The sequence below is a fragment of the Rugamonas brunnea genome (assembly GCF_014042345.1).
GTDB lineage: Bacteria > Pseudomonadota > Gammaproteobacteria > Burkholderiales > Burkholderiaceae_D > Rugamonas > Rugamonas brunnea.
In genome coordinates this window covers 137,858-163,977 of the sequence record NZ_JACEZT010000010.1, presented here as the reverse complement: position 1 = coordinate 163,977, position 26,120 = coordinate 137,858, and the positions used below count along the sequence as shown (strand labels likewise).

Sequence of the window (26,120 nt, the reverse complement as noted above, 5' to 3'; positions counted from 1 at the left end):
CCATGTCAATGCCCGCTAAATGCCGACGTACGCATAGGATATGTTTGCATTGAGTAAGTTACTGCTGTTGAGACCAGCCATGCCTGATGTGATGGCTGGAAAGAAGATATCGTCAACGGTCACCTGAACACCTACCGTGACGGTTGTTGGCACATTGAGGCCCAAGCATTCAAGGCCATCGCAAATAACAGAAATCCCCACAGGAACTGAGCCAGAGTTGAGTTCTGCGGTTTCCGTCGCCACGATGGTTTTCGCCAATGCGACGACTTTGCCGATCTTGTTCGGGTCCTTCATCTCGGACCTTGGTACGGACGCGATATAGCGGGCCGCATCATACGCAGCTTTTTGCGCAGCCGTGTAATGCCACAATATCCTGCCGAAATAGAGCGGGAGCGCCAGCATGAGCAGAAAGATGGGCAGAATAATGGCAAACTCCACTGCTGCGACACCGCGTTCGATATGCGGTTTGGCATTTGTTCTGTGATTCATGGGACTAACTCCACTTGGCCACCCAGATATTGTTCCGGAACCGCACCAGCAAATTCCGCGTTGATGCTGGTTGCGGTAGCCGGCACCAGCATGAAAAACTTCCCTATCCCTATGACATTTGCCGTGGTGGTGGCGCCTCCGCCAACCGGGCATGAGAGTAGCGCAACATTCAATACGCGCCGGTTCGCCACGCCGGGCCCATTTTGCGTGGATGGCGCCAGGAAATTGGCGCTGCTGCTGGTTTTGTAAGGCGTGGTCACACCGCCGGGATAGTTGCCGTTGGCCGTGGGCTGCCCCGGCTTATAGAGGACAGCCCAGGCGCTGGTGCTGAAAGGCGTGTACCCGCTTGCCGGCTCTGGTGAACCCTGTGTCGTATAGGAGGAGTAAGGGACTGCGCGCGCATAGGCCCACAATGGGCCATAGTTGGGGGCAATGTTGGTTCCCGGCGCGGGTGCGGGATCGGCGATGGTCCACAGTTTACTTCCGCTGGTCGTCGAGAGTGCCCCTTGTTGGCCGGGAATCGTTGTCATCCAGGGTATCGCCGTATAAGGATAGGACTTGACGTTCGAATCGGGCGGCGCGCCGTTGGGGCTGCACTGGTTGCCGACGTATTGATCGAAACGCGCATTGAGCTGGTTGACCAGCGAGGCAAGTGGAAACGGACGGCCGACCGTGATCGTTCCACCCATTACCCGGGGTATCGCGAGGGCGCCGGTACAGACGAAGGGACCCACGGTTGCGGGCCATGTGTTGGACGCAGCACCAAGCACGCCGGGCGGGTCCAATGGATCGATGACGAAATTTTCCGCCGTGGTCCCGTTCGGATTGAGATTCATCAGGTCGTAGCTGACGCCACGCCGGAAGCCGAATTCCACCAGTTCAGTATTGGCGGGGGGACCTGGGTTGGATCGCGAAGCCGCTGGGGTCGTTGACAAGGCGCAGATGGCCAGCGGCGTGATCAGGATGGATGAACGGCCTGCGATCGTCTGGTTGACGGTCGTGGTGCTTGCAAAGGCACTGGAAAGTACCTTCATGAACAACAGGTTGACTGTGCCGACACTCACGTCAAAGCCGCTGGTGTCGACTTTCGCGAAGAGCAGGCCGTCAGGCGCGCCTTGTGCGGCGCCGGCATCCAGCCATGGGCCGTCGGCAGTGCTGCTGAAAGCGATGGCGGCATCGTTCCAGCTGAGCGATTGCTGGTTGTACTGATAGCTCAGTTTGCTGGTGATGCTTGCGGCCTTGGTGAGCGCTTTCGTGACGCCAGCTGCGGTGCCGTTCAATTCCTTGGCCGCCGCCAGTGCCGCGCCGGCCGCGATATTTCTTAATTCAATTCTCCGGTTGTAGACTTGTCCCAGGTCCAATGCCAGGCCAAAGAATCCGATGAGCACGATCGTCAGGAGCGCGAACATGATGGCGATCGCTCCGCGCTGGCAGGAACGATTCCGCTTCCAGGCATATCGCCGCGGCACCGACGGCGCAGCGGTGCCTCGCCTGGCGACAGGGAGACCTCTGCCTGATTGGATTGCAGCCATCGTGGGCATCCCCATGTTCTCCCGGTCAGAAAATGCGCCAGCGCGATTGCGCGCTGCCAAATTGCAATTCTAGGCAGGCTGGGAACGCCATTCTTGATGGAGAGCAAATAGACAGGGCACAGCCGGGACACGGCGATGCCGGCGAGCGATTGACGATTGGCGTGGTGGCTGGTGGAGACCATTTTCCGCTACCATGGTGGTGAGTTTCCTGGTCTGCGTGGCAGGGCTGATTTTGCTAAGGAGCACGGTATGGCGCATGCCAAGCGTAAGGCTTCGACAATCTTGATCAAGCGAGCGTACGACGACGCGAGCCCGGACGACGGCTACCGGGTGCTGGTTGACCGTGTCTGGCCCCGTGGACGCAGCAGGGAAACACTCAAATTGGCCCAGTGGATGCAGGCGATCGCGCCGAGCGACGCCTTGCGCAAATGGTTCGGCCACGATCCGCAGCGCTGGGACGAGTTCCGGCAACGCTATCTGGCCGAACTGCATACCGATGAACAATTGGCGCGCATGCGCAGCCTGCTGGCCGACGCCGCTGGCCAGCCGATGACGCTGGTGTATGGCGCGAAGGACACGGAACACAATCAGGCAGTGGTGCTGCGCGACGCGTTATTGCGGCTGCAGCAAGGCTGAAGCCTGTTCCATGCGAGTCCGTGCGCAGTGGATTACCGGCTTCCTTGGCGCGATGCGGCTGTGCGCATTGCTTGCTTGGCCGTGGTCACTTCGCGGTCAGCGATGCGATCCGTTCGCGCAGCGTGGGTAATAGCTCGTCCTCGAACCAGGGATGACGCTGGAACCAGGGCGTGTTGCGCGGCGAGGGATGCGGCAACGGCAGATAGCGCGGGCCGAATTCACGCCATGCCCGCACCGTTTCCGTCAATGACGACTTGCGGCGATTGGCCAGAAAGTGCCGCTGCGCGTGCAGGCCGATCAGTAGCGTCAGTTCAATGTCGGGCAGCGCCGCCAACAGTTGATCGAGCCACAGCGTGGCGCATTCCCGGCGCGGCGGCAGGTCGCCGCTGTTTCCCCGGCCTGGATAACAATATCCCATGGGGATGATCGCGATGGTCGACGCGTCATAAAAGCGGGGCGCATCCAGACCCAGCCACCGGCGCAGGCGCTCTCCGCTAGCGTCATCCCAAGGTATGCCCGAGGCATGCACGCGCGCGCCGGGCGCCTGTCCGACGATGAGGATGCGCGCCGTAGCGCCTGCCTGCAACACTGGCCGGGGGCCGAGCGGAAGGTGGGCTTCGCAGGCGCGGCATTGACGCGCGGCCGTCAATAGCTGGTCCAACCCGGTGTATGCGGGTGCTGCTGACGGTCTGGGCGAGCCGCTCATGCTGTCACTGCGCCGCAGGCGGCGCCAAGGCGGTAACGGTGAAGAGCTCGGGGTCGTCCACATGATCGATCAGGATGCGTTGGACGCGTCCCTGCCACAAGGTGGCGAAGCCGCGCTTGTCGTCCGGCGTGGCGACGCCGTCGAGAATTTTTCTCAACAGGACACTCATGCCCGGGTCGGCTGGCACCCGCTGCATGTGCATGCTGAGCCGGACAGCCGCACCGTTGTCGCCGCGTTCGAACACCACTTCGCCGTCGCCGCCGACGCCATATTGCAGCAGATGCTGGCGCTGGAAGTTGCCGCCTATGCCTTTGAAGCCGCCGATGCCTGCCGCGCCCGTGATCAGGCCGATGACGCTGCCGATGACGCCACTTACGCCTTCGTCCTGCGCCGCAGCAAACCGTACCCGCAACGCGCCGCGCTCCGGGGTACCGTCGGGGTACAAGGCGTTCAGGGCGCGCCGCGTCATGAGGTAGGCGCCGGCGACCGTCGGGCACGAGTGTCCGGCCAGCCGGACGGCGTCGATATAGCGGTAGGTGATCATGCCGTCGGTGCATGCACCCAGCATTTCTGCCAGGCCGTCATGCACGGTGATGGTGGGGACCTGGTCGAAAAAATCAGGAAAACTCATGGTGCGTTTGCCTTTCTGGACAGGATGGCGCGGGCCGCGAATGGGAAGGGTTCTTTGTAGGGTGACGGCGGATATGAACAGGCACCGCCAGCTCTGTCATTGTAAGGCAGGTGGATGGCGCCTTGAAGCCTTGCCTTGCCAACGCTAGGCGGCCATTTCGCTGCCGACGCGACGCTCCACGAGGACGACGTCACGCCAGGCGCCGTGTAACTGCCCCATCTTTTCCCGTCGGCCGACCTGGCGGAATCCGACGCGGGCATGCAAAGCCAGGCTCGCGACGTTTTCCGGAAATATGCCCGCCTGTAAAGTCCAGAAACCGAGTTGCTCCGATGCTGCCACCAGTTCATGCATCAGGGTACTGCCGACGCCCTGGCCATGCACGGACGGGGCCACATAGACACTCACCTCCGCGACTCCACGGTAAACGGGCCGCGCCGAAATTGCGGCCAGGACGGCCCAGCCGACAATGCCATTGTCTTGAATGGCAACCAGGCGGCAGGCTTGCAGGTGGTTCGCGTCCCATTGCTCCCAGGTTGGCGCTTCGGTCTGGAACGTGGAGTTGCCGCTGGCGATGCCTTCAAGATAGATGCGGCGGACGTCCGCCCAATCCTCAGGCTGCATGGCGCGTAGCGTTATTTCTGGCATGTGGTCCTCGATTTTTCATCAGGGTTGTGCAGGGCGCACTTCAAGGATTGCAGTGCGCTGTGGAAGGCTGCTTGCTGGTCGGGCGATACACAGGCCAGCAATGTCTCCGCGTGCCCGTTTAATTGCGCATCCAGTGACGTGGCGCGCGCTTTGCCATGTGCGGTGAGGGTTAGCATCACACTTCGTTTGTCCAGTTCGTTGACTTGCCTGGTCAAACTTCCTTCCGTGCTCAGTGCGTCGACCGCGCGGCTGATCCAGCCCTTGTCCAGCCCGAGCCTTTCGACAAGGGCTTGTTGGGGCAGGGGGCCGTTGCGCAGCAATTCGTTCAGGATGTGGCAGCGCACAGTCTGCCCGCCATCCATGCACGCTGCACTCTCGCGCTGGTCGCGTATGAACAAGCGTACAACTTCACGCAACAGTTGTGCTGTGGTTTCCTTGCTGGTCATGACGGTATGGTTGTGTTTGACAACTAATTTTATGGGGTTGCCCATTTGGTTGTCAATGGCAACTGATGGTAATTCACGCAGCAGGATGTTGGCGGGCGTGAAGTGATCAGGCGGCCGAGGCAATCGTTGGGCCGGCGTATCAGGCCAGCCCGAATGTTTTTCGCAGGCTGGCATCGACCGGGCCGGCGGGCATGAAGCGGCGCAGCTTGCTCAACAGTGAAGCTTCACCTTTTGGCGTGCGCCGCATCTTCCATGCGCCCAATGCCGCATCGAGCACCGCGGCGGCCACGCCATCGGGCGTCGGCGCGTTGTTGACGCTGTTGGCGATGGCGCGTACCACGGTGGCGCGCTGCGCATCATAGGCGCCGATGCTGGCGGCGGCTTCCGGCGCGTTGGCATCGAGGCTGGTCTTGGTATACGACGGTTCGACCAGCACCACGCGGATGCCCAAATTGCGCACTTCATGGTCCAGCGACTCGGACATGCCTTCGACGGCGTGCTTGGATGCCGAATACAGGCCCATGTACGGCGCTGGCAGGAAGCCGAGCACGGAGCTGATGTTGACGATGCGTCCCGCGCGCTGCGCGCGCATGTGCGGCAGCACCGCCTGGATGGTGCGCAGGGCGCCGAACACGTTGGTGTCGAACAGCGACTGCGCCTCGGCGATCGAGGTTTCCTCCACCGCGCCGAGCAGCGTGCCGCCCGCGTTGTTGACCAGCACATCGACGCGTCCGGCTTGGGCGATGACGGCGGCGATTCCGCGTTGAACGGATGCATCGTCGCGCACGTCCATCTCGATCAGTTGCACGCCCGGGATAGGCTGGGCCGTTGCCGTGTTGCGCACGGTGCCGAAGACCTTGCAGCCGCGTTTGGCAAATTTTTCTGCGGTGACACGTCCAATGCCCGACGAGACGCCGGTGATCACGACAATTGTTGGATTCGACATAATGAGTTCCTTCGATATGGGTGAATAGGGGAATGCGTAACGCGGCGAAAAAGGCTGCCCGGTGCTCAGCCTGCGCCGGTGCCGGTCTTGGCGATGGAGGCCACGTTGCCGTGGTGCGGCATGGCAGCCGGTTGCTCGCTGGCCTGGTCCGGCTTGATCCTGAACCAGATGGCATACATGGCCGGCAGGAACACCAGGGTCAGGATGGTGCCGGCGAAGGTGCCGCCGATCAGCGTGTAGGCCAGGGTGCCCCAGAACACCGAGTGGGTCAGCGGGATGAAGGCCAGGATGGCCGCCAGCGCCGTCAGGATCACCGGACGCGAGCGCTGCACGGTCGCCTCGACCACCGCATGGAAGGGGCTCAGTCCGGCATCCTTGTTGTGCTGGATTTGGCCGATTAGGATCAGCGTGTTGCGCATCAGGATGCCCGACAGCGCGATCAATCCCACCAGCGCGTTGATGCCGAACGGTTGCCGGAACAGGATCAGCGTGGGCACGACGCCGATCAGCCCAAGCGGACTGGTCAGGAAGACCATGATCATCGCGGAGATCGAGCGCACCTGGAAGATGATGATCAGCAGGGTGGCCGCCAGCATGATGGGGAACAGCGGCAACATGGCCTTGGTCGCCTTGCCCGATTCCTCGATGGAACCGGCTTCTTCGATGGAGTACCCGGCCGGCAGCCGCTCCACGATGGGCTGCAATTGTTTGGTGATGGCGTTCGACACGTCCGGCGGTTGCAAGCCTTCGGCGATATCGCCGCGCATGGTGATGGTCGGCATGCGGTCGCGCCGGCGGATCACCGGCTCTTCCGCGCGCACCTCGACGTTGCCCACCTGCGACAAGGGGATGCGTTGGCCGTTGGCGCCGGTCAGGGTGAAGTCGTTCAGTTTGGCGAGATCGATCCGGGCGTCGCTGCCTGGACGGGCCGAGCGGGCCACGATCTGCACGGTGCGGATGTCTTCGCGCACGGCGGTGAGCGGCACGCCGCTGAGCAGGAACTGCAATTGCTGCGCGGCGGCGCTGGATGTTAGTCCCACGGCTTGCAAGCGGTCTTGCTGCAGGCTGAAATGTAACGTCGGCGTACGGGTGCCCCAGTCGTTATTGACCGTGCGCATCATCGGACTGGCGGCCATCAGGCTTTCCACCTCGGCGGCGATGCTGCGCAGCTTGTCCGGGTCGGGGCCGGCCACGCGGTAGGCGACAGGGAATGGCGAATACGGGCCGAACACCAGCTGGGTGACGCGCACGCGCGCTTCGGCGGCCAGGCCGTCGGCGACCGCCGCGCGCAAGCGCATCTTCAACGCCTCGCGCTGGTCCGGGTTTTCGGTGCGGATCACGATCTTGGCGAAAGAGGGATCGGGCAGTTCCGGTCCCATCGCCATGAAGAAGCGCGGCGCGCCCTGGCCCACGTAGGCCGTGACGATCTTCGCCTCTGGCTGCTTGGCGAGCCATGCCTCGATCTTGCCGGCGGCGCCGCTGGTCTGGCTGATCGCCGTGCCATACGGCATTTGCACTTCCACCAGCACTTCCGGCCGGTCCGAGATCGGGAAGAATTGTTTCTTGACGATGGCCATGCCGGCGATGGCCAGAACGAACAGGCCGACCACCGTGCCGGCCGCCAGCCACTTGCGGGCGATCACGCGCGCGAGCACCTGGCGGAAGCGGTGGTAGCGCGGCGTGTCGTACAGCGCATCATGGCCGCCGGCGACCTGCTTCAGCTCGGGCAGCAGCTTGACGCCCAGGTAGGGGGTGAACACCACCGCCACCACCCATGAGGCGATCAAGGAAATGCCGACGATCCAGAACATGTTGCTGGTGTACTCGCCGGCGCTGGAGCGGGCGAAACCGTTGGGCATGAAGCCGACCGCCGTGACCAGCGTGCCCGCCAGCATGGGCGCGGCCGTATGGCTCCAGGCATAGGCGGAGGCGGCGACGCGGCTGTAGCCTTCTTCCATCTTGACCACCATCATTTCGATGGCGATGATGGCGTCGTCCACCAGCAAGCCCAGCCCCAGGATCAGCGAGCCCAGCGTGATGCGGTCGAAGTTCTTGCCGGTCGCGGCCATTACGACGAACACCGTGGCCAGCGTCAGCGGCACGGCGGCGGCGACCACGATCCCCACGCGCCAGCCCATGCTAATGAAGCACACCACCATCACCACCAGCAGCGCCACGAAGAATTTGACCATGAATTCATCGACCGCCGCACTGATGTTGACGGCCTGGTCGGTGACCTTGCTCAAGCCCAGGCCCAGCGGCAGGTCGGCGTTGATCGCATGGACTTCCTGATCGAGCGCCTTGCCCAGGTCCAGCCCGTTCCAGCCGTCGCGCATGACGACGCCAAGCAGCAGCGCCGGCTCGCCGCCGTTGCGGATCATGAACGTGGCCGGGTCCTCATAGCCGCGCTGGACGGTGGCGATGTCGGACAGCTTCAGGGTGCGGCCCTGCGCCACGATGGGCGTGTCGCGGATCTTCTGCAACTGGTCGAAGGCGCCGTCGAGGCGGATGAACACTTGCGGCCCCCGGGTTTCCACGGAACCGGCCGGGGTCAGGGCGTTCTGGCTGTTCAGGGCGGCGAACACTTCTTGCGGGCTGATGCCCAGCGTGGCCAGGCGCTCATGTGAGAACTCGACGTAAATGCGCTCGGCCTGTTCGCCGACGATGTTGACCTTCTTGACGCCCGGCACGTGCAGCAGGCGCTGGCGCAGCGTCTCCGCGTCGCGCACCAGCACGCGCTGCTGCTCGCCCTTGGCCTTGAGCGCATACAGGGCGAAGGTGACGTCCGAGTATTCGTCGTTGACCATGGGGCCGATCACGCCGGCGGGCAGGTTGGCGGCTTCATCCGCGACTTTCTTGCGCGCCTGGTAGAACTGCTCCGGCACTTCGGACGGCGGGGTGGTGTCGAGCAAGGTCAGGGTCGTGAACGCCAGGCCGGGCCGGGTGTAGGTTTCGCTGCGGTCGTACCAGCGCAATTCCTGCAGCCGCTTTTCCAGCTTTTCGGCCACCTGGTCCTGCATCTCCTGCGCGCTGGCGCCGGGCCAGGCGGTGACGACCGTCATCACCTTGACCGTGAAGGCGGGATCTTCCGCCCGTCCCAGTTTGAAGAAGGCGACCAGTCCGGCCAGGCTGATCAGGCAGATCAGGAACAGGGTGACGGCGCGCTCGCGCACGGCGAGCGCGGACAGGTTGAAACGGCGCTCGCTCATGGCCGTGCTCCCACGGCGGCGCCGGCGTCGGCCAGGCGCACTTGCTCGCCTTCACGCAGCAGGTGGGCGCCGAGCGCAACGATCCGCTCGCCTTGCCTGAGCTGGCCCGTGACGCGCGCTTCGTCGTCACCCAGCCGCTGGACCGTCACCGGCCGCCACGACACCTTGGCCGGCGCGCCCTGGATGACCCAGACCCCAGGCCCTTTGCCGGCGTCGTACAGGGCGGCGAGCGGCACCGACAGACCGGCCGGCGTCGCCTGGGCTGCCGCTTGCGCCGTCACTGGCGGCGCCGCCGGCGTGTCCGCGATACGGATGGTGACCGTGGCGCCCAGCGGCGCGTTCGACAGCTCCCCGTCGAGCACATAGCGCGCCTCGAAGGTACGGGTCAGGCGGTCGGCGGTGTCCGACAATTGCCGCAGTTTGGCCGAAACGGCGTGATCTTCGCGGCCGAACAGCGTGGCCGTCGCGCTGGCGCCAAGCGCCGGGCGCAGGGTTTCCGGCAACTGGATGATGGCATCCCGGCGGCCCGCGTGCGCCACGCGCACCACAGTCTGGCCCGCGCCGACCACCTGGCCGGGTTCGGCCAGCGTGTCCATGACCACGCCATCGGCGTCGGCCACCAGTTCCGCGTAACGGTTGGCGTTGTGCGCCACTTCGGCCTGGGCTTCGGCCGCACTGAGCTGCGCGCGGGCGGCATCGGCCGCCGCCTTGGCCTGGTCATAGGCCGAAGCGGAGATGGCGCCGGTGCCGCGCAGGCTCTGGTAGCGGGCTTCGTCTTCGGCAGTCTGTTTGGCCCGGGCGCGGGCGGCGGCGACGGCCTCCTGCTGGGCATGGGCTGCCAGCTTCAGGTCGGCGGGATCGATCCGCATCAGGACCTGGCCGCGCCGGACGGTTTGTCCGGCATCGACCAGGCGTTCCAGCACTTTGCCGGGCACCCGGAAACCGAGGTCGCTCTGGACCCGGGCGGCGACGATGCCGGTGAAGGCGCGCGACCCGGTGGTGGCGTTTTGGACAGTGGCGGCGCGCACCAGCGGCATGGCGGTGCGCGGATCGGATTGCGCATGGTCGCCGCAGGCGACCAGTGCGAACGGCAAGGCTGCCATGACAGCAGGAAGGGCGAGGCGGCGGCACATGGGAATCCCCTAAGAAAACCAGACAGGGTTTCATTTTGGGACTAGTGACTAATTTTGTCAACGGTCACACACCGTCGCCTGCGCGTATTTTTAGGGGGACAGGCTGCGCAGCACCAGGCTGGACAAGAGGGCCGGGGCGTCGTCCGTGCAGTCCAGGTTGTACTGCAAGAGCAGGGGATTGAGGTAGGGGCGCATGACCAGGAAGATTGCGCTGGCGGTTTCGTCGAGCGGCGTCTTGCGCTCGAATTCCCCGCTTTCGCGCCCCTGGCGCAGGATGTCCCGCAACATGGCGCCGAGGTGCGCCTCGTAGTCAAGCACCACCTGCCAGCGCTCGGTCGCGGCCGATGCCGCGATGTCATATAACTTGCGGTCTTCGAACAGCAGGCGCAGGCCGGCTTCCACGGCGGCCTTGAACATGCGCCGCAACTGTTCCGGCGGCCGGTCGGTGCTGGCGATGGCGGCTTTCATCTCCGCTTCGAGCTGGCTGATGCAATTGCCGCAAATCACTTCGCCGATCGCTTGCTTGGATTCGAAGAATTTGTAGATATAGGCCTTGGAAAAGCCGATCGCCTTGGCAAGGTCGGAAACGGTGGTCTTCTGGTAACCATACAGGCCGAAGTGCTTGGTGGCTTCGGCGACAATTTGAGCGCGTACCTCGTGCTCGGCGGGACCGCGCGCAGGGGCGAGAGGGAGGTTGGGTTTGTTCATGGCTGATAGCTTACCGCCTGGCGCATCAATGCACAATAAGTGACCCATTCGTAATATGGTCATCTTGCGCCGGCATGCACGCGGACGGATCGGCCGTGCCGGCTGCGCGGGAAGCTATCGCCATGGTGGTTAATTGGCGGCGGCAATGGCGACGGCGTTGGCGGGCTGCCAGCCGCCGCCCAGCGCCCTGAAGGCGGCCACGGCCGCGCGCGCCGATTCGGCTTGCGCCTGCGCCCGCATATCGCTGGCGCGCAGCAGGTTGTCATCGGCCTGCAAGACTTCGATCAGGCTGACCACGCCTTTTTCGTAGGCTGCAAACGAAGCCCCGCGCGCGCGGCCGAGCGCGTCCACGCCCTGGGTCAGGATGCCGGCCTGCTGTTCTCGTTTGACCAGGGCGGAGAACGCGTTTTCCACGTCTTCGGTGGCGCGCAGCGCTGCCAGGCGGTAGGCCGCCAGCGCTTCCGCTTCCTGCCCTTTGGCCGCGTCGATTTGCGCGTTGATGCGGCCAAAGTCGAACAGACGCCAGCGCAGGCCCAGCACGCCGGCCGCCTGGTTGGCGCCGCCGCTGAACAGGTTGCCGGCCGAAACCGTGGTCGCGCTGCCGATCATGCCGCTCAAGGAGAACTTGGGGTAATACTCGGCCACCGCCATGCCGATGCGGGCATTGGCCGCCGCCAGCCGGCGTTCGGCGACGATCAGATCGGGCCGGCGCCGGAGCAGGTTGCCCGGCGTGCCGGCCGCCGCGATGCGCGGCGCGGCCGGAATCTCGCCCGGCGCCGCCAGTGCGTCCCGATGGGCGCCGGGCGCCGTGCCGAGCATGACGTCGAGCGCATTCATGGCCGCGTCCAGTCCGGTGTCGAGCACCGGGATCGATGCCTGCACCTGGGCCAGCGCGCCCTCAGCCTGGCGTACCTGCAATTCTGCCGCCAGCCCTTGGGCATACAGGAGATTGATCGTCGACAGCAGTTTCTGTTGCGTCTGCACCTGGTCGTGGGCCACGCGCAGGCGGGTTTGCAGGCCGCGGATCGTGATATAGACGTCGGCCGTTTGCGCCGCCACCGCCAGCCGCGTCGCCGCCAGGCCCGCCTCGGACGCTTGGTAGTCGGCCAATGCCGCTTCACGTCCGCGCCGCAGGCTGCCGAACAGGTCCAGTTCCCAGCCGGCCGCGAGGTTGGCTTCATAGCTGTTGCCATGGCGGTCGAAGCCGGGTTTCGTATTCATGATCTGGCCCAGCGGCGTTTCCAGCGACTGGTAGGCGCGCGCACCCTGGGCGCTGATATTGCCTGATGGAAGAAGCGCGGCATTGGCCGCGCCGAGTCCCGCGCGCGCCTGGGCGACGCGCGCGGACGCCTGCGCGAGATCCAGATTCTGCTGCAGCGCCTGGGTGACGAAGCGGCTCAGCAGCGGATCGCCAAAGCCTTCCCACCACACCGCGAAGTCGGCGCTGGCGCTGGCTTGCCGTTGCTCAATCGCGGTTTGGCCAAGGTAGTGCTTCGGCAGCGTGTTGCCGGGCTGGACGTAATCTGGCCCGACTGCGCATCCGGTGACCAGGGCGGCGATGGCGGGCAGGAGAAGGGCGCGTGTGGGTTGCATGGACATGATTGGTCGCTCGTGTATGGTGGTGTCTAATGACTATATCATACATTGGTCACTGCGCAAGTGCGGCGAAGGCGACCAGATGCCGCCGGTTGAGTGCATGCCCTTGAGCGAAGCCCGGCGGACGTGTGATATGGTCCTCGTCATCGGCTCGACTGGGCAATGCAATGAGCGCCGGCTCGCCACACAAGCGGCGCCGCCCAAGTCTGAAGCCATGGGTTCCAACTTAACGAAAGGAGTGACGATGACGTGCGCCATGATGAAATCCTTGTTTGGCCACAAGGCATGGGCCAATGCCGAATTGTTCGACGTGCTCGAAACGCTGCCCGCTGGCCCCGATCAGCACACGGCAATCCGCACCATGAACCACATTTACGTGGTGGACAGGATCTTCCAGGCCCATCTGCTTGGCCAGCCACATGACTATCAAGGCACCAATACCACGGCGACGCCCACCTTGTCCGAGTTGCGGCGCGCGGTGACGGCAACGGATGCGTGGTTTCAGGAATATATTGCGTCGCTGGACGACGGAGCGCTGGCGGAGCGGTTGCGATTCAAGTTCACGGATGGTGATGCGGGGACCATGTCGCGGGAAGAGATGCTGATGCACGTGATTACCCATGGCGGCTACCACCGTGGCAATGTGGGACAAATACTGAAAAATGTATCGATCGCGCCGCCGCGTGATCTGTTGACGAAATTCCTGCACATTGCCGATCCGGACCGCCGGGGCTAAACCTGCCAACTGCCCCATGGAGCGATGGCTGCGATATCTGTCCGGATATCGGCAAACCAAAATTATTCATTAGTTCCGCACGTCAACACTCGCTACGATGCCCAGACTGAGGAAGAGCGGCGGGGTGGCCGATAGTGCTGCCCACACCGCTGCGCCCTGTGGCGCGCTCGGTGCTGATCATCCTGAATGACTCGCAGGCGGAATAATGAAAAATATAAAGACTCGCACCCGGTTGGCCACTGGTTTCGGCGCCGTTTTGATGCTGATGTTGATGGTGGCAGGCATAGGCATCTGGCGCCTGCAAGCGGTGGCGGAAGCGACGCGCGCCATGATCCAGACTTCCCTGGCCAAGGAGCGCCTGATCAGTGATTGGGATGCCGTAACCAACGCGGCTGTCGCGCGCACCACGGCGGCCGCCAAGAGCAACGACCCCAGCCTGATTGCCTATTTCGACACCGCGACCAACGAGGCCGCCGCCCGCTCCGCCGCGTTGCAGCAGAAGCTGGCCAGCCTGCTGGTCTCGCGCGAGGAGAAGGCCTTGTTTGCCGAACTGGTCGCCAGCGGCGCCGTCTATCAGGCGTCCGGCAAGGAGGTGTTGCAGTTGCGCACTGACGGCCGCTTGTTCCAGGCCCGCACGGTGTTCGAGAACAACTATCTGCCCAGCGCCAGGAAATACCTGCTGCAAATGGGTCAGTTGCTGGCGCTGCAGCGCACGGCCATCGATGCCACCGGCGCCGACATCGACGCGACTTACCGCAACGGCCGCACGCTGTTGTTGCTGCTCAGTGCAGCTGCCGTGATCTGCGGCATCGCTGCGGCCCTGTTGCTGACGCGTGTGTTGCTGCGCCAGCTGGGCGGCGAACCCGATTACGCCCGCGCCGTCACCCGGCGCATCGCGGCTGGCGACCTCGGTGGCGAGATCGCTTTGCAGCACGGCGACACGGCCAGCCTGATGCATGGCATGCAGCACATGCGTGCAAGCCTGGTGCAGATCGTCGAACAGGTGCGCAGCAGTACCGACCTGATCGCGGCCGCCTCGATCGAAAACGCGGCCGGCAACCAGGACTTGTCGAACCGCACCGAACGCCAGGCCAGCTCGCTGGAGGAGACGGCCGCCTCGATGGAGGAACTGACTGCCACCGTCAAGCGTAACGGCGAGCATGCCCGGCAAGCCAATCAGATGGCGATCAACGCCTCGGCCGTGGCGGAGGAGGGCGGCGCCGTGGTGGCCGACGTGATCGACACGATGAATGCGATCCACGCCTCGGCCATCAAAATCACCGACATCACCTCCGTCATCGACGGCATCGCTTTCCAGACCAATATCCTCGCGCTGAACGCGGCCGTGGAGGCGGCCCGCGCGGGTGATCAGGGCCGTGGCTTCGCCGTGGTCGCAGCCGAGGTACGTAACCTGGCCCATCGTTCGGCCGCCGCGGCCAAGGAGATCAAGGCGCTGATCGGCGATTCCGTGGACAAGGTGGAGAGCGGCAGCCGGCTCGTCAAGCAGGCCGGCACCACGATGGGCAATATTGTCGACAGCGTGCAGCGCGTGGCCGACATCATGGTGGCGATCACCACGGCCGGCGACGAGCAGGAGCGTGGCATCGAACACATTTGCGTGGCGATCACCGAACTGGAAAGCGTGACGCAGCAAAATGCCGCGTTGGTGGAGGAGGCAGCCGCCGCTGCCGAGACGCTGCAGTCGCAGGCCGACCGCCTGGCGCAGACGGTCGATGTGTTCCGGCTCGGCGGCGACCATGCCGGGGCGCGTGCGCCTGACCGGCTGGCGCCGCCGATGGCGCCAGCACCAGCACCGGCACCGGCAATCAGCGCGCGGCCAGCAGCAACCAGCCGATCAGCGCCGACAGGCCAGGGAAAGGGAAGGAATAGAGGTGGAAGCGCAGCCATGAACGGCGCCCTGCCGTCATACGCAGCGCGATGATGTCATTGTAAGGCGGCCAGATGCTGCGCGAAGCCTTACCACTGTTGGTCGCAGGGCCAATTTGTTTCATTTCGTGTTTCATCGTGTTTCAGAATTGCGAGGAAAGAATTGCGCGCAACAAGAAATGAAACAAATACACCGTCAAGAGCCGGGTGTTTCTGATGCCTGAACGGCAATGATCTACGTCAAATTTTTTCATAAATCATTGATTGAAAAGGGGTATATCGACGGTCTTCCGGTACGCGATGTTGGACTCATCGTTTGGCACGGCAATTGCACTAGCGACCATGACAGTACGGTGCAGCGAGCTGAATGAAACGGCAATGAACAAATCTGGAGACGACATGACCTACGCAGACTTCTATCAAGAATCCATTGATGAACCGGCTAACTTCTGGGGCAGGCAAGCCCAAGCCATTCACTGGCAAACGCCCTACAGCCAGGTGCTCGACTACAGCAAGGCACCGTTCGCGCGCTGGTTTGTGGATGGCCGTACCAATCTGTGCTACAACGCCGTCGATCGGTGGCTGGCAACGCAGGGCGAGCAGCCGGCGCTGATCGCTATCTCGACCGAGACGCACCAGGAGCAGGTGTACAGCTTCAAGCAGCTGCACGCGGAGGTATGCCGCATGGCGGCGATCCTCACCCGCCTGGGCGTGGGGCAGGGCGACCGCGTGCTGATCTACATGCCGATGATCGCCGAGGCGGCGTTCGCGATGCTGGCCTGCGCCCGCATTGGCGCGGTCCATTCGGTGGTGTTCGGCGGCTTCGCTTCCCATAGCCTGGCCACGCGGATCGACGATGCGCAACCCAAGCTGGTCATTTCCGCCGACGCCGGTTCGCGCGGCGGCAAGCCGGTGCCCTACAAGCCGCTGCTTGATGCGGCCATCGCGCAGGCCGGCTTCAAGCCGTCCAACGTGCTGCTGGTTGACCGCGGCCTGGTGCCGATGACGCTGGTGCCGGAACGCGATGTCGACTACGCCAGCCTGCGCGACCAGCATCTGGACGCCGACGTGCCTGTCACCTGGCTTGAATCGAATCAGCCGTCCTACATCCTGTACACCTCCGGCACGACCGGCAAGCCGAAGGGGGTGCAGCGTGACGTGGGTGGCTATGCGGTCGCCTTGGCCGCCTCGATGACGCATATTTTCTGCGCCAAGCCGGGCGAAGCCTTCTTTTCCACTTCCGACATCGGCTGGGTGGTCGGGCATTCCTACATCGTGTACGGTCCCCTGATCGCGGGCATGGCCACCATCATGTACGAGGGTTTGCCGACCTCGCCCGACGGCGGCATCTGGTGGAGCATCGTCGAAAAATACAAGGTCACCCGCATGTTCTCGGCGCCCACCGCGGTGCGCGTGCTGAAGAAGCAGCCCGCCGAATTGATGAGCAAATACGATTTGTCCTCGCTCAAGGCCTTATACCTGGCCGGCGAGCCGCTCGACGAGACCACCTCGAACTGGATCGCGGGCGCGCTCGGCGTGCCGGTGATCGACAATTACTGGCAGACCGAGACGGGCTGGCCTATCCTTTCCATCGCCAAGGGCGTAGAAGAGCAACCGACTAAACTGGGCAGTCCCGGCTTGCCCGTGTTCGGCTACAAGGTCAAGGTCCAGAACGAGGCCACGGGCGAAGATTGCGGCGCCAACGAGAAAGGCGTGGTCGTCATCGAAGGACCATTGCCGCCGGGCTGCCTGCAGACCGTGTACGGCGACGACCAGCGTTTCCTGTCCACCTACTGGAACCAGATCGACGGCAAGCAGGTCTACTCCACGTTTGACTGGGGCATCCGTGATGCGCAAGGTTACTACTTCATTCTCGGCCGTACCGATGACGTGATCAACGTCGCCGGCCACCGGCTCGGTACGCGGGAGATCGAAGAGAGCATCTCGTCCCACCCCAACGTGTCCGAGGTGGCGGTGGTCGGGGTTGAAAATCAGCTCAAGGGCCAGGTGGCGGTGGCGTTCGTGGTGCTCAAGCATCCCGACGCGGCCGGGGGCGCCGATGCCAGCGCGGCGCTGGAAAAGGAAATCATGGGCGTGGTCGACCAGCAGCTCGGCGCCGTCGCCCGGCCGGCACGCGTGGTGTTCATCCACGCCTTGCCCAAGACCCGCTCCGGCAAGCTGTTGCGTCGTTCGATACAGGCGGTGTGCGAAGGGCGCGACCCGGGCGACCTGACCACCATCGAAGATCCCAGCTCGCTGGCCCAGATCAAAACCGCATTATCGGCTGTGAAATAGGCACGCAGGGGGAGGATGGCGCCAGGGTATTTTTCAGTTTCTCGCTTGAGATGGCGGCTAGAGAGAAGTCAGCAGCAACCAGCCGACCAGCGCCGACAGGCCAAGGAAAGGGAAGGAATAGAGGTGAAAGCGCAGCCACAAATGGCGCTCTGGCGCCATGCGCAGCGCGATGATGTTGGCCAGCGAACCGATCGCCAGTCCGAACCCACCCGCGTTGACGCCGTAGGCAATCACCTTGTAAGCCGTCGAATATTGCACCAGCAGGATAGTGGCCGGGACATTGCTGATGAGCTGGGAGCCGAGCAGGGCGGCCAGGTACAACTTCAGTTGCGTGAATTGTGGAATGCCTTCAACCCACGTCTGCACCAAGGCCAGTTGGGAAAGCAAGTGGATGTCGACGAACATCAGGATGAACACCAGGATCAGGGACCAGTCGACTTTCGCAATGATCTCCCGGCAGAACAGCAGCACCGCCATCCCCACGCCAACCAGCCCCCATCCGGGATGGCCGAGTTCCACAGTGATCAGGAACGCGGCATAGAGCAGCGCGCACGTCCTGAGCAGCGCCGCGCTGTAGGACGCCGCGTCGTCCTTCAGTTCCGCATGGATCACTTGTTTCGGGAAGCACACCCAGGTCGCCAGCAGCAAGAGCGCGAAGATCGCCAGTGCCAGCGGCGCCATTTGCCACGTGAAGTCGGCAAAGGACAGGTGGGAGCGCTGCCATAACAGGATGTTTTGTGGATTGCCGATCGGGGTGAGCAATGAGCCGGCATTGACGGCCAGTGCTTCAAAGATGACCAGGCGGCCGATCGGCAGATTGCTGATGCCGGTGAGGCCGACGGTCAGCGGAACGACGACGAACAGTGCGATGTCGTTGGTGAGCACGGTGGACAATACGGTCGAAGCGCAGACCAGAAACAGCGCCAGCGCACGTTCCTGCTGCAGTCTGTTGATGATGACCCGCCCCAGGTGTTCCAGGTAGCCGCTGGCCTCGATGCCCGTGGTCAGCAATAACATCCCGGCGAGCGTGGCGATGGTGCGCCACTCGACCCAGGCGGGATATTCCGAAACGGGATGCGGCGACAGGAGGGACAGGGCGATCGCGATGAGCAGCAGCGCGTGCATCATGCGGTCGCGAAGAAACGGTTTGCCGATCTGGCTGATGAAAGACGGTGGGGAAACTGGTTCGGTAATCTCAGGCATGGGGCTTTCTGACGTGTGACATGCGCGCTTGTGGCGTGCATTTAATTTATGCACACTTGGTCATGATATCAGACATGCTTCCGAAATAAGCTGCGGGCGTGCACAACGGAAACGCGCGCCCCTTTTTGCGGAGCGGAAAGCATGTTACTCTCCGCTTGCTTTCCAGAAAATATTTTCGTGCCCGCCGTGCCAGCCGCAGCGGGCGATTCCACAGTCCCGGCCGGCCGCCGCTACCCGCCTCAGGCCAGCCAGGATTGATCACCATAAGTGCGACACCATCGCACATGAAGGAATGAGAATGAGCAAGGGCGAACCCCTACGCCTGCACGTGCCCGAACCGACGGGACGGCCAGGTTGCAACACCGATTTTTCCTATCTGCGCCTGTCGCCGGCCGGCGCCGTGCGGCGTCCCGAGGTCGACGTGACCCCGATGGAGACGCGCGATCTGGCCTACTCCCTGATCAGCGTACTCGACGCCGACGGCAATGCGGTGGGGCCCTGGGCGCCGCAGATCGACATCGAACTCGTGCGCAAGGGTTTGCGCGCCATGATGAAGACCCGCATCTTCGACAGCCGCATGCTGATGGCGCAACGCCAGAAGAAGATGTCGTTCTACATGCAGAGCCTGGGCGAGGAGGCCATCGGCACCGCGCAGGCGCTGGCGCTCAATGTGGACGACATGTGCTTCCCCACCTATCGCCAGCAAAGCATCCTCATCGTGCGCGACTATCCGCTGGTCGACATGATCTGCCAGCTGATGTCGAATGAGCGCGATCCGCTCAAGGGTCGCCAGTTGCCGGTCATGTATTCGGTGAAGAAGGCCGGTTTCTTCTCCATCTCCGGCAACCTGGCCACGCAATACATCCAGGCCGTGGGCTGGGGCATGGCGTCGGCCATCAAGGGCGATACTAAGATCGCCTCGGCATGGATAGGCGACGGCGCCACGGCCGAAGCGGACTTCGACACCGCGCTGACGTTCGCCCACGTGTACCGCGCGCCGGTGATCCTGAACGTGGTCAACAACCAGTGGGCCATCTCGACCTTCCAGGCCATCGCCGGCGGCGAGGATACGACGTTCGCCGCTCGTGGCGTCGGCTGCGGCATCGCCTCGCTGCGCGTCGATGGCAACGACTTCCTGGCCGTCTACGCGGCCTCCTGCTGGGCCGCCGAGCGTGCCCGCCGCAACCTCGGTCCTTGCCTGATCGAGTGGGTGACGTACCGCGCCGGCCCGCATTCGACTTCCGACGATCCCTCGAAATACCGTCCCGCCGACGACTGGTCGCATTTCCCGCTGGGGGACCCGATCGCGCGCCTGAAGCAGTATCTGATCAAGGCTGGCGCCTGGTCGGAACAGGAGCACGAGGAAACGCAGAAGCGGCTGGAGGCCGAAGTGTTGACCGCCCAGAAGGAGGCCGAACAGTACGGCACCATGGCCAGCGGCCACACCTTCAGCCCCGCCGAAATGTTCGATGGCATCTACAAGGAATTGCCCGAACACCTGCGCGTGCAACGTCAGCAACTGGGGATCTGAGATGGCGGAAAACATAATCAAAACTCCCATGACCATGATCCAGGCGCTGCGCTCCGCGATGGACGTGATGCTGGAGAAGGACGAACAGGTGGTGGTCTTCGGCCAGGACGTGGGTTACTTTGGCGGCGTGTTCCGCTGCACCGAGGGCCTGCAAAAGAAATACGGCACCTCGCGCGTGTTCGATACGCCGATCTCCGAGGGCGGCATCGTCGGCGTGGCCATCGGCATGGGCGCGTATGGCCTGCGGCCGTGCATCGAGATCCAGTTCGCCGACTACATTTACCCGGCCTACGACCAGATCGTGTCCGAAGCGGCGCGCCTGCGCTTCCGGTCGGCGGGCGACTTCACTGCACCCATCACCATCCGCACGCCATGCGGCGGCGGCATCTACGGCGGCCAGACCCACAGCCAGAGTCCGGAGGCGGTCTTCGCCCACGTTTGCGGCTTGCGCACGGTGATGCCGTCGAACCCCTACGACGCCAAAGGCCTGCTGATTTCCTCGATCGAGAACGACGATCCGGTGATCTTCCTGGAACCGAAGCGCCTGTACAACGGCCCGTTCGATGGCCACCACGACAAGCCCGTCGTGCCCTGGTCGCAGAATCCGCTGGGCGAGGTGCCAGAGGGGTATTACACGGTGCCACTCGATAAGGCGGCCATTTTCCGGCCCGGCAAGCAGCTCACCGTGCTCGCCTACGGCACCATGGTATGGGTCTGCGAGGCGGCGGCGCGGGAGACCGGCATCGATGTCGAGATCATCGACTTGCGCAGCCTGTGGCCGCTGGATCTGGAGACCATCGTCGCATCGGTCAAGAAGACTGGCCGCTGCGTGGTGGTGCATGAGGCTACCCGCACCTGCGGTTTCGGCGCCGAGCTGGTGTCGCTGGTGCAGGAGCATTGCTTCTACCATCTGGAAGCGCCGATCGAACGTGTGACGGGGTGGGACACACCTTACCCGCATGCGCAGGAGTGGGCGTATTTCCCGGGGCCGGCGCGCGTGGGCGCGGCGTTCAAACGTGCGGTGGAGGCATAAAAGATGGGTATTCACGTCATCAAGATGCCGGACATCGGCGAGGGCATCGCGGAAGTTGAACTGGTCATGTGGCATGTGAAGGTGGGCGACGCCGTCACCGAGGACATGGTGCTGGCCGATGTTATGACCGACAAGGCCACGATTGAAATCCCGTCGCCGGTGCATGGCACTGTGGCCATGCTCGGTGGCACGGCGGGGCAGGTGATGGCCGTGGGTGCGGACCTGATCCACATCGAAGTGGAGGGCGCGGGAAATCTGAAACCGCAATCTGCTGCGGCTGCGGCGCCGGGACACGGTGCCGCAGCGGCTCAGGCTCCGGGTTCGGCTTCGGCTTCGGCTCGCGCCTCCGCTGCCGCGCCGGATTCGTCGGCGCCGCCCTCGCTGGCTTTGCCGGCGTCTCCTGCACCGGCGGCCGCCGTCGCCCGGCCCGCAGCGGCGCCTGCCGGGGGATCGTCCGCAGCGCACACGTCCGCGCCCGCTCGCGTGGCGCGCGAGGCTGGCGAACGTCCGCTCGCGTCTCCGGCCGTGCGCAAGCGCGCATGGGACATGGGGGTGGAACTGCAGTTCGTGCACGGTAGTGGTCCGGCCGGCCGCATCCTGGACGCGGACCTTGACGCCTACGTGGCGCGCGGCGCCCAAGGCGCCACTGGCGCCGTCGCTGGCGGCTACCGCGAGATCCACACGGAACAGACCATTCCGTTGATCGGCCTGCGCCGCAAGATCGCGCAGAAGATGCAGGAGGCCAAGCGCCGCATCCCGCATTTCTCCTACGTCGAGGAGATCGACGTCACGGAACTGGAAAGCCTGCGCGCGCGCATGAACGAGCAGTGGGGCAAGGAGCGCGGCAAGTTGACCGTGTTGCCCTTGCTGGCGCGCGCCCTGGTTGTGGCACTGCGCCAGTTCCCGCAGATGAACGCGCGCTTCGATGACGATGCCGGATTCGTCACGCAATACGGCGCCGTCCATCTCGGTGTCGCCACCCAGACCGATAGCGGCCTGATGGTGTCGGTGATGCGTCATGCCGAGGCACGCGACCTGTGGTCATGCGCCGCCGAGATCGGGCGCCTTGCCGATGCCGCGCGCACCGGCAAGGCCACGCGCGAGGAATTGTCCGGATCGACGATCACCATCACCAGCCTGGGTGCGCTGGGCGGCATCGTCACCACGCCGGTGATCAACCATCCCGAGGTGGCCATCATCGGCGTCAACAAGATCGTGGAGCGGCCCATGGTGCGCAACGGTGGACTGGTGATCCGCAAGATGATGAACCTGTCGTCCTCGTTCGACCACCGCGTGATCGACGGCATGCACGCGGCGCAGTTCGTACAAGCCATCCGCGCCTTGCTGGAATGCCCAGCCATGCTCTTTGTGGAGTAATTGATGAACCAACATACCACTACGCTGCTGGTGATCGGCGGCGGGCCTGGCGGCTATATCGCGGCCATCCGCGCCGGCCAGCTGGGTATCCCCACCACGCTGGTCGAAGCCGGTGAACTGGGCGGCACCTGCCTCAACGTCGGCTGCATCCCATCCAAGGCGCTGATCCATGCGGCCGATGAATTTGAAAAGGCCAGTCATTACGCGAGCGGTTCGGCGCTGGGCATTTCCGTGCAGGCGCCGCGCATCGACATCGGCCAGACCGTGCTGTGGAAGGACGGCATCGTCGGCCGCCTGACGAGCGGCGTGGCGGCCCTGCTGAAGAAAAGCGGGGTGCGCGTCGTCAAAGGGTGGGCCAATATTGTCGATGGCAAGACTGTCGAAGTCGTGCGCGACGGCGAAAGCCCGCAGCGCATCGGCTGCGAACACCTGTTGCTGGCCACCGGCTCACATGCGACCGAACTGCCCTTCATGCCCTTCGGCGGGCCGGTGATCAATGCGACGGAAGCGCTGTCGCCCAGGACCATCCCCGGCCAGCTGGTGGTGGTGGGGGCCGGGTACATCGGCCTGGAACTAGGCATCACCTATGCCAAGCTGGGGGCGCAGGTGCACGTGGTGGAGGCGCAGGAGCGCATCCTGCCCGCCTACGACACGGATCTGACACGTCCGGTGGCCAACGCGCTCAAGGGGCTGGGTATCGAGACCCATCTCGGTTGCTCGGTGCTCGGGCTGGACGGGCAGGGCGCAGCGGTGCGGGTCCGCAACGCCGCTGGCGAGGAGTCGGCACTGGCGGCGGACCAGGTGTTGGTCGCCGTCGGACGACGCCCGAACACGCGCGGCTTTGGCCTGGAGAAGCTGCGCATCGACATGGATGGGCATTACATCAAGGTGGATGACCAGTGCCGCACCTCGATGCGCGATGTGTGGGCCATCGGCGACGTGACCGGTGAGCCGATGCTGGCGCACCGCGCCATGGCGCAAGGCGAGATGGTGGTCGAGATCATCAGCGGCAAGCGCCGCCATTTCACGCCTGCGGCCATTGCGGCGGTGTGCTTTACCGATCCCGAAGTGGTGGTGGTCGGCCTCACGCCCCAGCAGGCGCGCGCGCAGGGTGTGGCGTGCGTCGACGCCGTGTTCCCGTTCGCCGCCAACGGGCGCGCCATGTCGCTCGAGTCGAAGGACGGCTTCGTGCGGGTGGTGGCGCGCAGCGACAATCATCTGATCCTCGGCTGGCAGGCCGTCGGCAAGGCCGTGTCGGAGCTGTCGGCCGCATTTGGCCAATCGATCGAGATGGGGGCGACACTGGAAGACGTGGCAGGTACGATCCACGCCCATCCTACCTTGGGCGAGGCGATCCAGGAGGCCGCGCTGCGCGCCCTGGGGCATGCGCTGCACATTTGACGATGCGCTGGAGGCGGCAGCGCGTTGAAGGACGCTGTCGCGTACTCACTCGCTGAAGGCGGGGCCGTACACGGCGCTGAATTCCGGCGGCACCCGTTTGGGTCGGCCGCTCGACAGCTCGATGCAGACCAGGTGCCAGCTGGCCCGTAACACGGTGTTGCCGTCGCTCTGGCGGATCAACTGGAAGCAGCGCTTCATCGACAGCGGATTTTCGCCCGCCAGCAACCAGGTGCCCAGCAACAGCTGCTCGCCGGCGTTGGTCGCGAAGATGTAATCGAATTCGCTGCGTCGGATGGCCATGCCACGATCCAGCCGCTTGTAATCGGCCAGGGTCAGGCCGAGCGCGTTGGAATGGGCCCAGCCGGCTGCTTCGCACCAGCGAACATAGACCGCGTTGTTGGTGTGATCCAGGCCGTCGATGTCGGCTGCTTGCGGAGAAACCGGCAGGATGAAGGGATGCGGGCGGTCCCACAGTAATTGAATGTCTGGCATGGCGCCATTATATGCAGTCGGGTGCGACCTTGTCGTCAGTCGGCGCGCTCGACGATCACATAGTGCTTTTTGACCGGTTCCACCACCTCGAACACGCCTTTGAAGCCGGCCGGGATCACCAGCGCGTCGCCGGGGCCGGCTTCGGCCGCGTGGCCTTGTTCATCGATCACGCGGCAGCGGCCCTCCAGCACGTAGAAATACTCATCCTTGTTGGGCGCGAAGGCGATGCGCCAGCTGCCACGCTCGCACGCCCAGATGCCGGCGCTGACTTCGCCGCTGGCGTTGGTAAAGTGGTTCCAGGTGGTGCGCTTCGGCTTGCCCTCCAGCCTGCGGTCTTCGTGTGGATAGTCGTATTCAGGTGTGGGCGACTGGTGGCGGAATTCGGTAATGGCTGGCATGGTCATGGGAGATCGATGGTGGAGGCGCGATTATATGCGCCATCCCGCCGGAGCGTGCGTTGCGCCTTAAGCGGCGCCGTCGCCATCTTTTCGCAGCGACTCGGTGAGCATCTCGAACAACATGCGGGCGGCCGGCGCCATGTAGTGGTTGCGCTTGCTGATCAGCCCCAGCGTCCGGTGGATCTCGGGGTTGATGAGCGGCACGCCGATGACGGCGTCCTTGCCGCCGGGTGGAACGGACAGGCCGGGTACGGCGGCCACGCCCATGCCCGCTTCCACGAGCGCGAGTACGCCGGACACGTGGTTGACCTCGTAAAAGATCAGCGGATGTTTCTCGACTCCGGACAGGGCGGCATCGATCACGCTGCGGTTGCCGCTCGACTTGGCCACCGAGATGTAGCGCTCATCCACCGTCTCCTTCCAGCTCAGTGATTTGCGGCGCGCAAACCGGTGGTCGCGCCGCATCGCCAGCACGTAGGTTTCCACGTAGATCGGTTCAAATTCGATTTCCGGGTCTTCCGCGCCCGTGAAATTGATGCCGAAGTCGGCCTGGCCGTCGCGCACCAGATTCAGCACGTCCTGCGCACTCTCGTCATGCACGCGCACGCGGATGCGCGGGAAGCGTTCGCTGAACTGCCGCAGCACGGCCGGCAAGAAGTGCCGCACGGCGGACGGAACGCAGGCCAGCGTCACCGTGCCGGTGCGGTGCGCGGCCAGGTCGGCCACGCCCAGCACGGCATCCTCCAGGCCGTCGAGCGCGGTGCGCACGTTGACCAGGAAGGCTTGCCCCACATTGGTCAGTTGCACCCGGCGCGTGGTGCGCTCGAACAGTTTGACGCCTAGTCCTTCCTCCAGTTTTTCGATGCGGCGGCTGAGCGCCGGCTGCGACAGGAACAGGGCGGTGGCAGCCTGCCGGAAACTGCCGTGTTCCGCAACGGCGACGAAGGCTTGTAAATCGTGCAGGTCGTAATTGATGCGCATGGTGCATTAATGATCGTAAAAAATGCAATTATCAAATTATGCCATTTGGCGGATCATTCGTGCACTGAACAATAAGCCTCAACAAGAAGGCGAACCTGGAACGAGGAGA

At 64.0% G+C, this 26,120-nt stretch carries 23 protein-coding genes; 8 read left to right on the top strand and 15 right to left on the bottom strand.

The window, feature by feature from the left end:
• Positions 1 to 15: 15 nt before the first annotated feature.
• Positions 16 to 489 carry a TadE family protein gene (locus tag H3H37_RS16235; RefSeq protein WP_182164333.1) on the bottom strand — a complete coding sequence of 158 codons (474 nt, stop codon included), beginning with the start codon at positions 487 to 489 and terminating at the stop codon, positions 16 to 18.
• Positions 486 to 2,021, bottom strand: coding sequence for a TadE/TadG family type IV pilus assembly protein (locus H3H37_RS16230; protein WP_182164331.1), 1,536 nt, complete (start codon positions 2,019 to 2,021; stop codon positions 486 to 488). The genes H3H37_RS16235 and H3H37_RS16230 overlap by 4 nt, the downstream gene beginning before the upstream one ends.
• A 249-nt stretch (positions 2,022 to 2,270) precedes the next feature.
• Between H3H37_RS16230 and H3H37_RS16225 the strand changes: the two genes are divergently transcribed.
• Positions 2,271 to 2,657, top strand: coding sequence for a DUF488 domain-containing protein (locus H3H37_RS16225; RefSeq protein WP_182164329.1), 387 nt, complete (start codon positions 2,271 to 2,273; stop codon positions 2,655 to 2,657).
• A gap of 85 nt (positions 2,658 to 2,742) precedes the next feature.
• On the opposite strand, the gene H3H37_RS16220 is transcribed toward H3H37_RS16225, so the two are convergent.
• The 9 genes from H3H37_RS16220 to H3H37_RS16180 all read right to left on the bottom strand — a co-directional run bounded on the left by H3H37_RS16220 (position 2,743) and on the right by H3H37_RS16180 (position 12,674).
• On the bottom strand, positions 2,743 to 3,363 hold the full coding sequence (locus H3H37_RS16220) for a uracil-DNA glycosylase family protein (protein ID WP_182164327.1): 621 nt from the start codon (positions 3,361 to 3,363) through the stop codon (positions 2,743 to 2,745).
• Positions 3,364 to 3,367: 4 nt separating this feature from the next.
• A complete protein-coding gene (locus tag H3H37_RS16215; protein WP_182164325.1) occupies positions 3,368 to 3,994 on the bottom strand; it encodes an FmdE family protein in 627 nt (208 codons plus the stop codon).
• A gap of 144 nt (positions 3,995 to 4,138) precedes the next feature.
• On the bottom strand, positions 4,139 to 4,639 hold the full coding sequence (locus H3H37_RS16210) for a GNAT family N-acetyltransferase (RefSeq protein ID WP_182164323.1): 501 nt from the start codon (positions 4,637 to 4,639) through the stop codon (positions 4,139 to 4,141).
• Complete coding sequence (locus tag H3H37_RS16205) at positions 4,627 to 5,259, bottom strand: MarR family winged helix-turn-helix transcriptional regulator (RefSeq protein ID WP_182164321.1); 633 nt, start codon at positions 5,257 to 5,259, stop codon at positions 4,627 to 4,629. Before H3H37_RS16205 ends, H3H37_RS16210 begins: the two co-directional genes overlap by 13 nt.
• Positions 5,225 to 6,031 carry an oxidoreductase gene (locus H3H37_RS16200; RefSeq protein ID WP_182164319.1) on the bottom strand — a complete coding sequence of 269 codons (807 nt, stop codon included), beginning with the start codon at positions 6,029 to 6,031 and terminating at the stop codon, positions 5,225 to 5,227. The genes H3H37_RS16205 and H3H37_RS16200 overlap by 35 nt, the downstream gene beginning before the upstream one ends.
• A 65-nt stretch (positions 6,032 to 6,096) precedes the next feature.
• Complete coding sequence (locus tag H3H37_RS16195) at positions 6,097 to 9,240, bottom strand: efflux RND transporter permease subunit (protein ID WP_182164317.1); 3,144 nt, start codon at positions 9,238 to 9,240, stop codon at positions 6,097 to 6,099.
• A complete protein-coding gene (locus H3H37_RS16190; RefSeq protein ID WP_182164315.1) occupies positions 9,237 to 10,373 on the bottom strand; it encodes an efflux RND transporter periplasmic adaptor subunit in 1,137 nt (378 codons plus the stop codon). The genes H3H37_RS16195 and H3H37_RS16190 overlap by 4 nt, the downstream gene beginning before the upstream one ends.
• Before the next feature lie 90 nt (positions 10,374 to 10,463).
• Positions 10,464 to 11,081, bottom strand: coding sequence for a TetR/AcrR family transcriptional regulator (locus H3H37_RS16185; protein ID WP_182164313.1), 618 nt, complete (start codon positions 11,079 to 11,081; stop codon positions 10,464 to 10,466).
• Positions 11,082 to 11,210: 129 nt separating this feature from the next.
• On the bottom strand, positions 11,211 to 12,674 hold the full coding sequence (locus H3H37_RS16180) for an efflux transporter outer membrane subunit (RefSeq protein ID WP_182164463.1): 1,464 nt from the start codon (positions 12,672 to 12,674) through the stop codon (positions 11,211 to 11,213).
• Positions 12,675 to 12,810: 136 nt separating this feature from the next.
• On the opposite strand from H3H37_RS16180, the gene H3H37_RS16175 reads away from it, so the two are divergent.
• From H3H37_RS16175 to H3H37_RS16165, 3 genes are all read left to right on the top strand, one after another.
• On the top strand, positions 12,811 to 13,413 hold the full coding sequence (locus tag H3H37_RS16175; protein WP_311197522.1) for a DinB family protein: 603 nt from the start codon (positions 12,811 to 12,813) through the stop codon (positions 13,411 to 13,413).
• A gap of 205 nt (positions 13,414 to 13,618) precedes the next feature.
• Positions 13,619 to 15,355: a methyl-accepting chemotaxis protein gene (locus tag H3H37_RS16170; RefSeq protein ID WP_182164311.1), complete on the top strand. Its 1,737-nt coding sequence runs from the start codon at positions 13,619 to 13,621 to the stop codon at positions 15,353 to 15,355.
• A 323-nt stretch (positions 15,356 to 15,678) separates the two neighbouring features.
• On the top strand, positions 15,679 to 17,595 hold the full coding sequence (locus H3H37_RS16165; protein ID WP_182164309.1) for a propionate--CoA ligase: 1,917 nt from the start codon (positions 15,679 to 15,681) through the stop codon (positions 17,593 to 17,595).
• A gap of 57 nt (positions 17,596 to 17,652) precedes the next feature.
• On the opposite strand, the gene H3H37_RS16160 is transcribed toward H3H37_RS16165, so the two are convergent.
• Entirely contained in the window at positions 17,653 to 18,798 is a 1,146-nt protein-coding gene (locus H3H37_RS16160) for an SLC13 family permease (RefSeq protein WP_182164307.1), read from the bottom strand.
• Positions 18,799 to 19,096: 298 nt separating this feature from the next.
• Here H3H37_RS16160 and H3H37_RS16155 point away from each other — a divergent pair, with 298 nt between their 5' ends.
• The 4 genes from H3H37_RS16155 to lpdA are packed head-to-tail and all read left to right on the top strand — an operon-like array spanning position 19,097 to position 24,140.
• Positions 19,097 to 20,329, top strand: coding sequence for a 3-methyl-2-oxobutanoate dehydrogenase (2-methylpropanoyl-transferring) subunit alpha (locus H3H37_RS16155; protein ID WP_182164305.1), 1,233 nt, complete (start codon positions 19,097 to 19,099; stop codon positions 20,327 to 20,329).
• A 28-nt stretch (positions 20,330 to 20,357) separates the two neighbouring features.
• On the top strand, positions 20,358 to 21,362 hold the full coding sequence (locus H3H37_RS16150; protein WP_220456467.1) for an alpha-ketoacid dehydrogenase subunit beta: 1,005 nt from the start codon (positions 20,358 to 20,360) through the stop codon (positions 21,360 to 21,362).
• Positions 21,363 to 21,365: 3 nt separating this feature from the next.
• The gene (locus H3H37_RS16145) at positions 21,366 to 22,739 is read left to right on the top strand and encodes a dihydrolipoamide acetyltransferase family protein (RefSeq protein ID WP_182164301.1); all 1,374 of its coding nucleotides are present in this window, start codon (positions 21,366 to 21,368) and stop codon (positions 22,737 to 22,739) included.
• Positions 22,740 to 22,742: 3 nt separating this feature from the next.
• Positions 22,743 to 24,140 carry a dihydrolipoyl dehydrogenase gene (lpdA, locus tag H3H37_RS16140; RefSeq protein ID WP_182164299.1) on the top strand — a complete coding sequence of 466 codons (1,398 nt, stop codon included), beginning with the start codon at positions 22,743 to 22,745 and terminating at the stop codon, positions 24,138 to 24,140.
• 45 nt (positions 24,141 to 24,185) lie between these two features.
• Here lpdA and H3H37_RS16135 read toward each other — a convergent pair whose 3' ends face one another.
• The 3 genes from H3H37_RS16135 to H3H37_RS16125 all read right to left on the bottom strand — a co-directional run bounded on the left by H3H37_RS16135 (position 24,186) and on the right by H3H37_RS16125 (position 26,011).
• Positions 24,186 to 24,632: an acyl-CoA thioesterase gene (locus H3H37_RS16135; RefSeq protein WP_182164297.1), complete on the bottom strand. Its 447-nt coding sequence runs from the start codon at positions 24,630 to 24,632 to the stop codon at positions 24,186 to 24,188.
• A gap of 35 nt (positions 24,633 to 24,667) precedes the next feature.
• On the bottom strand, positions 24,668 to 25,030 hold the full coding sequence (locus tag H3H37_RS16130; RefSeq protein ID WP_182164459.1) for a cupin domain-containing protein: 363 nt from the start codon (positions 25,028 to 25,030) through the stop codon (positions 24,668 to 24,670).
• A 66-nt stretch (positions 25,031 to 25,096) separates the two neighbouring features.
• Positions 25,097 to 26,011, bottom strand: coding sequence for a LysR family transcriptional regulator (locus H3H37_RS16125; protein ID WP_182164295.1), 915 nt, complete (start codon positions 26,009 to 26,011; stop codon positions 25,097 to 25,099).
• Positions 26,012 to 26,120: the final 109 nt, after the last annotated feature.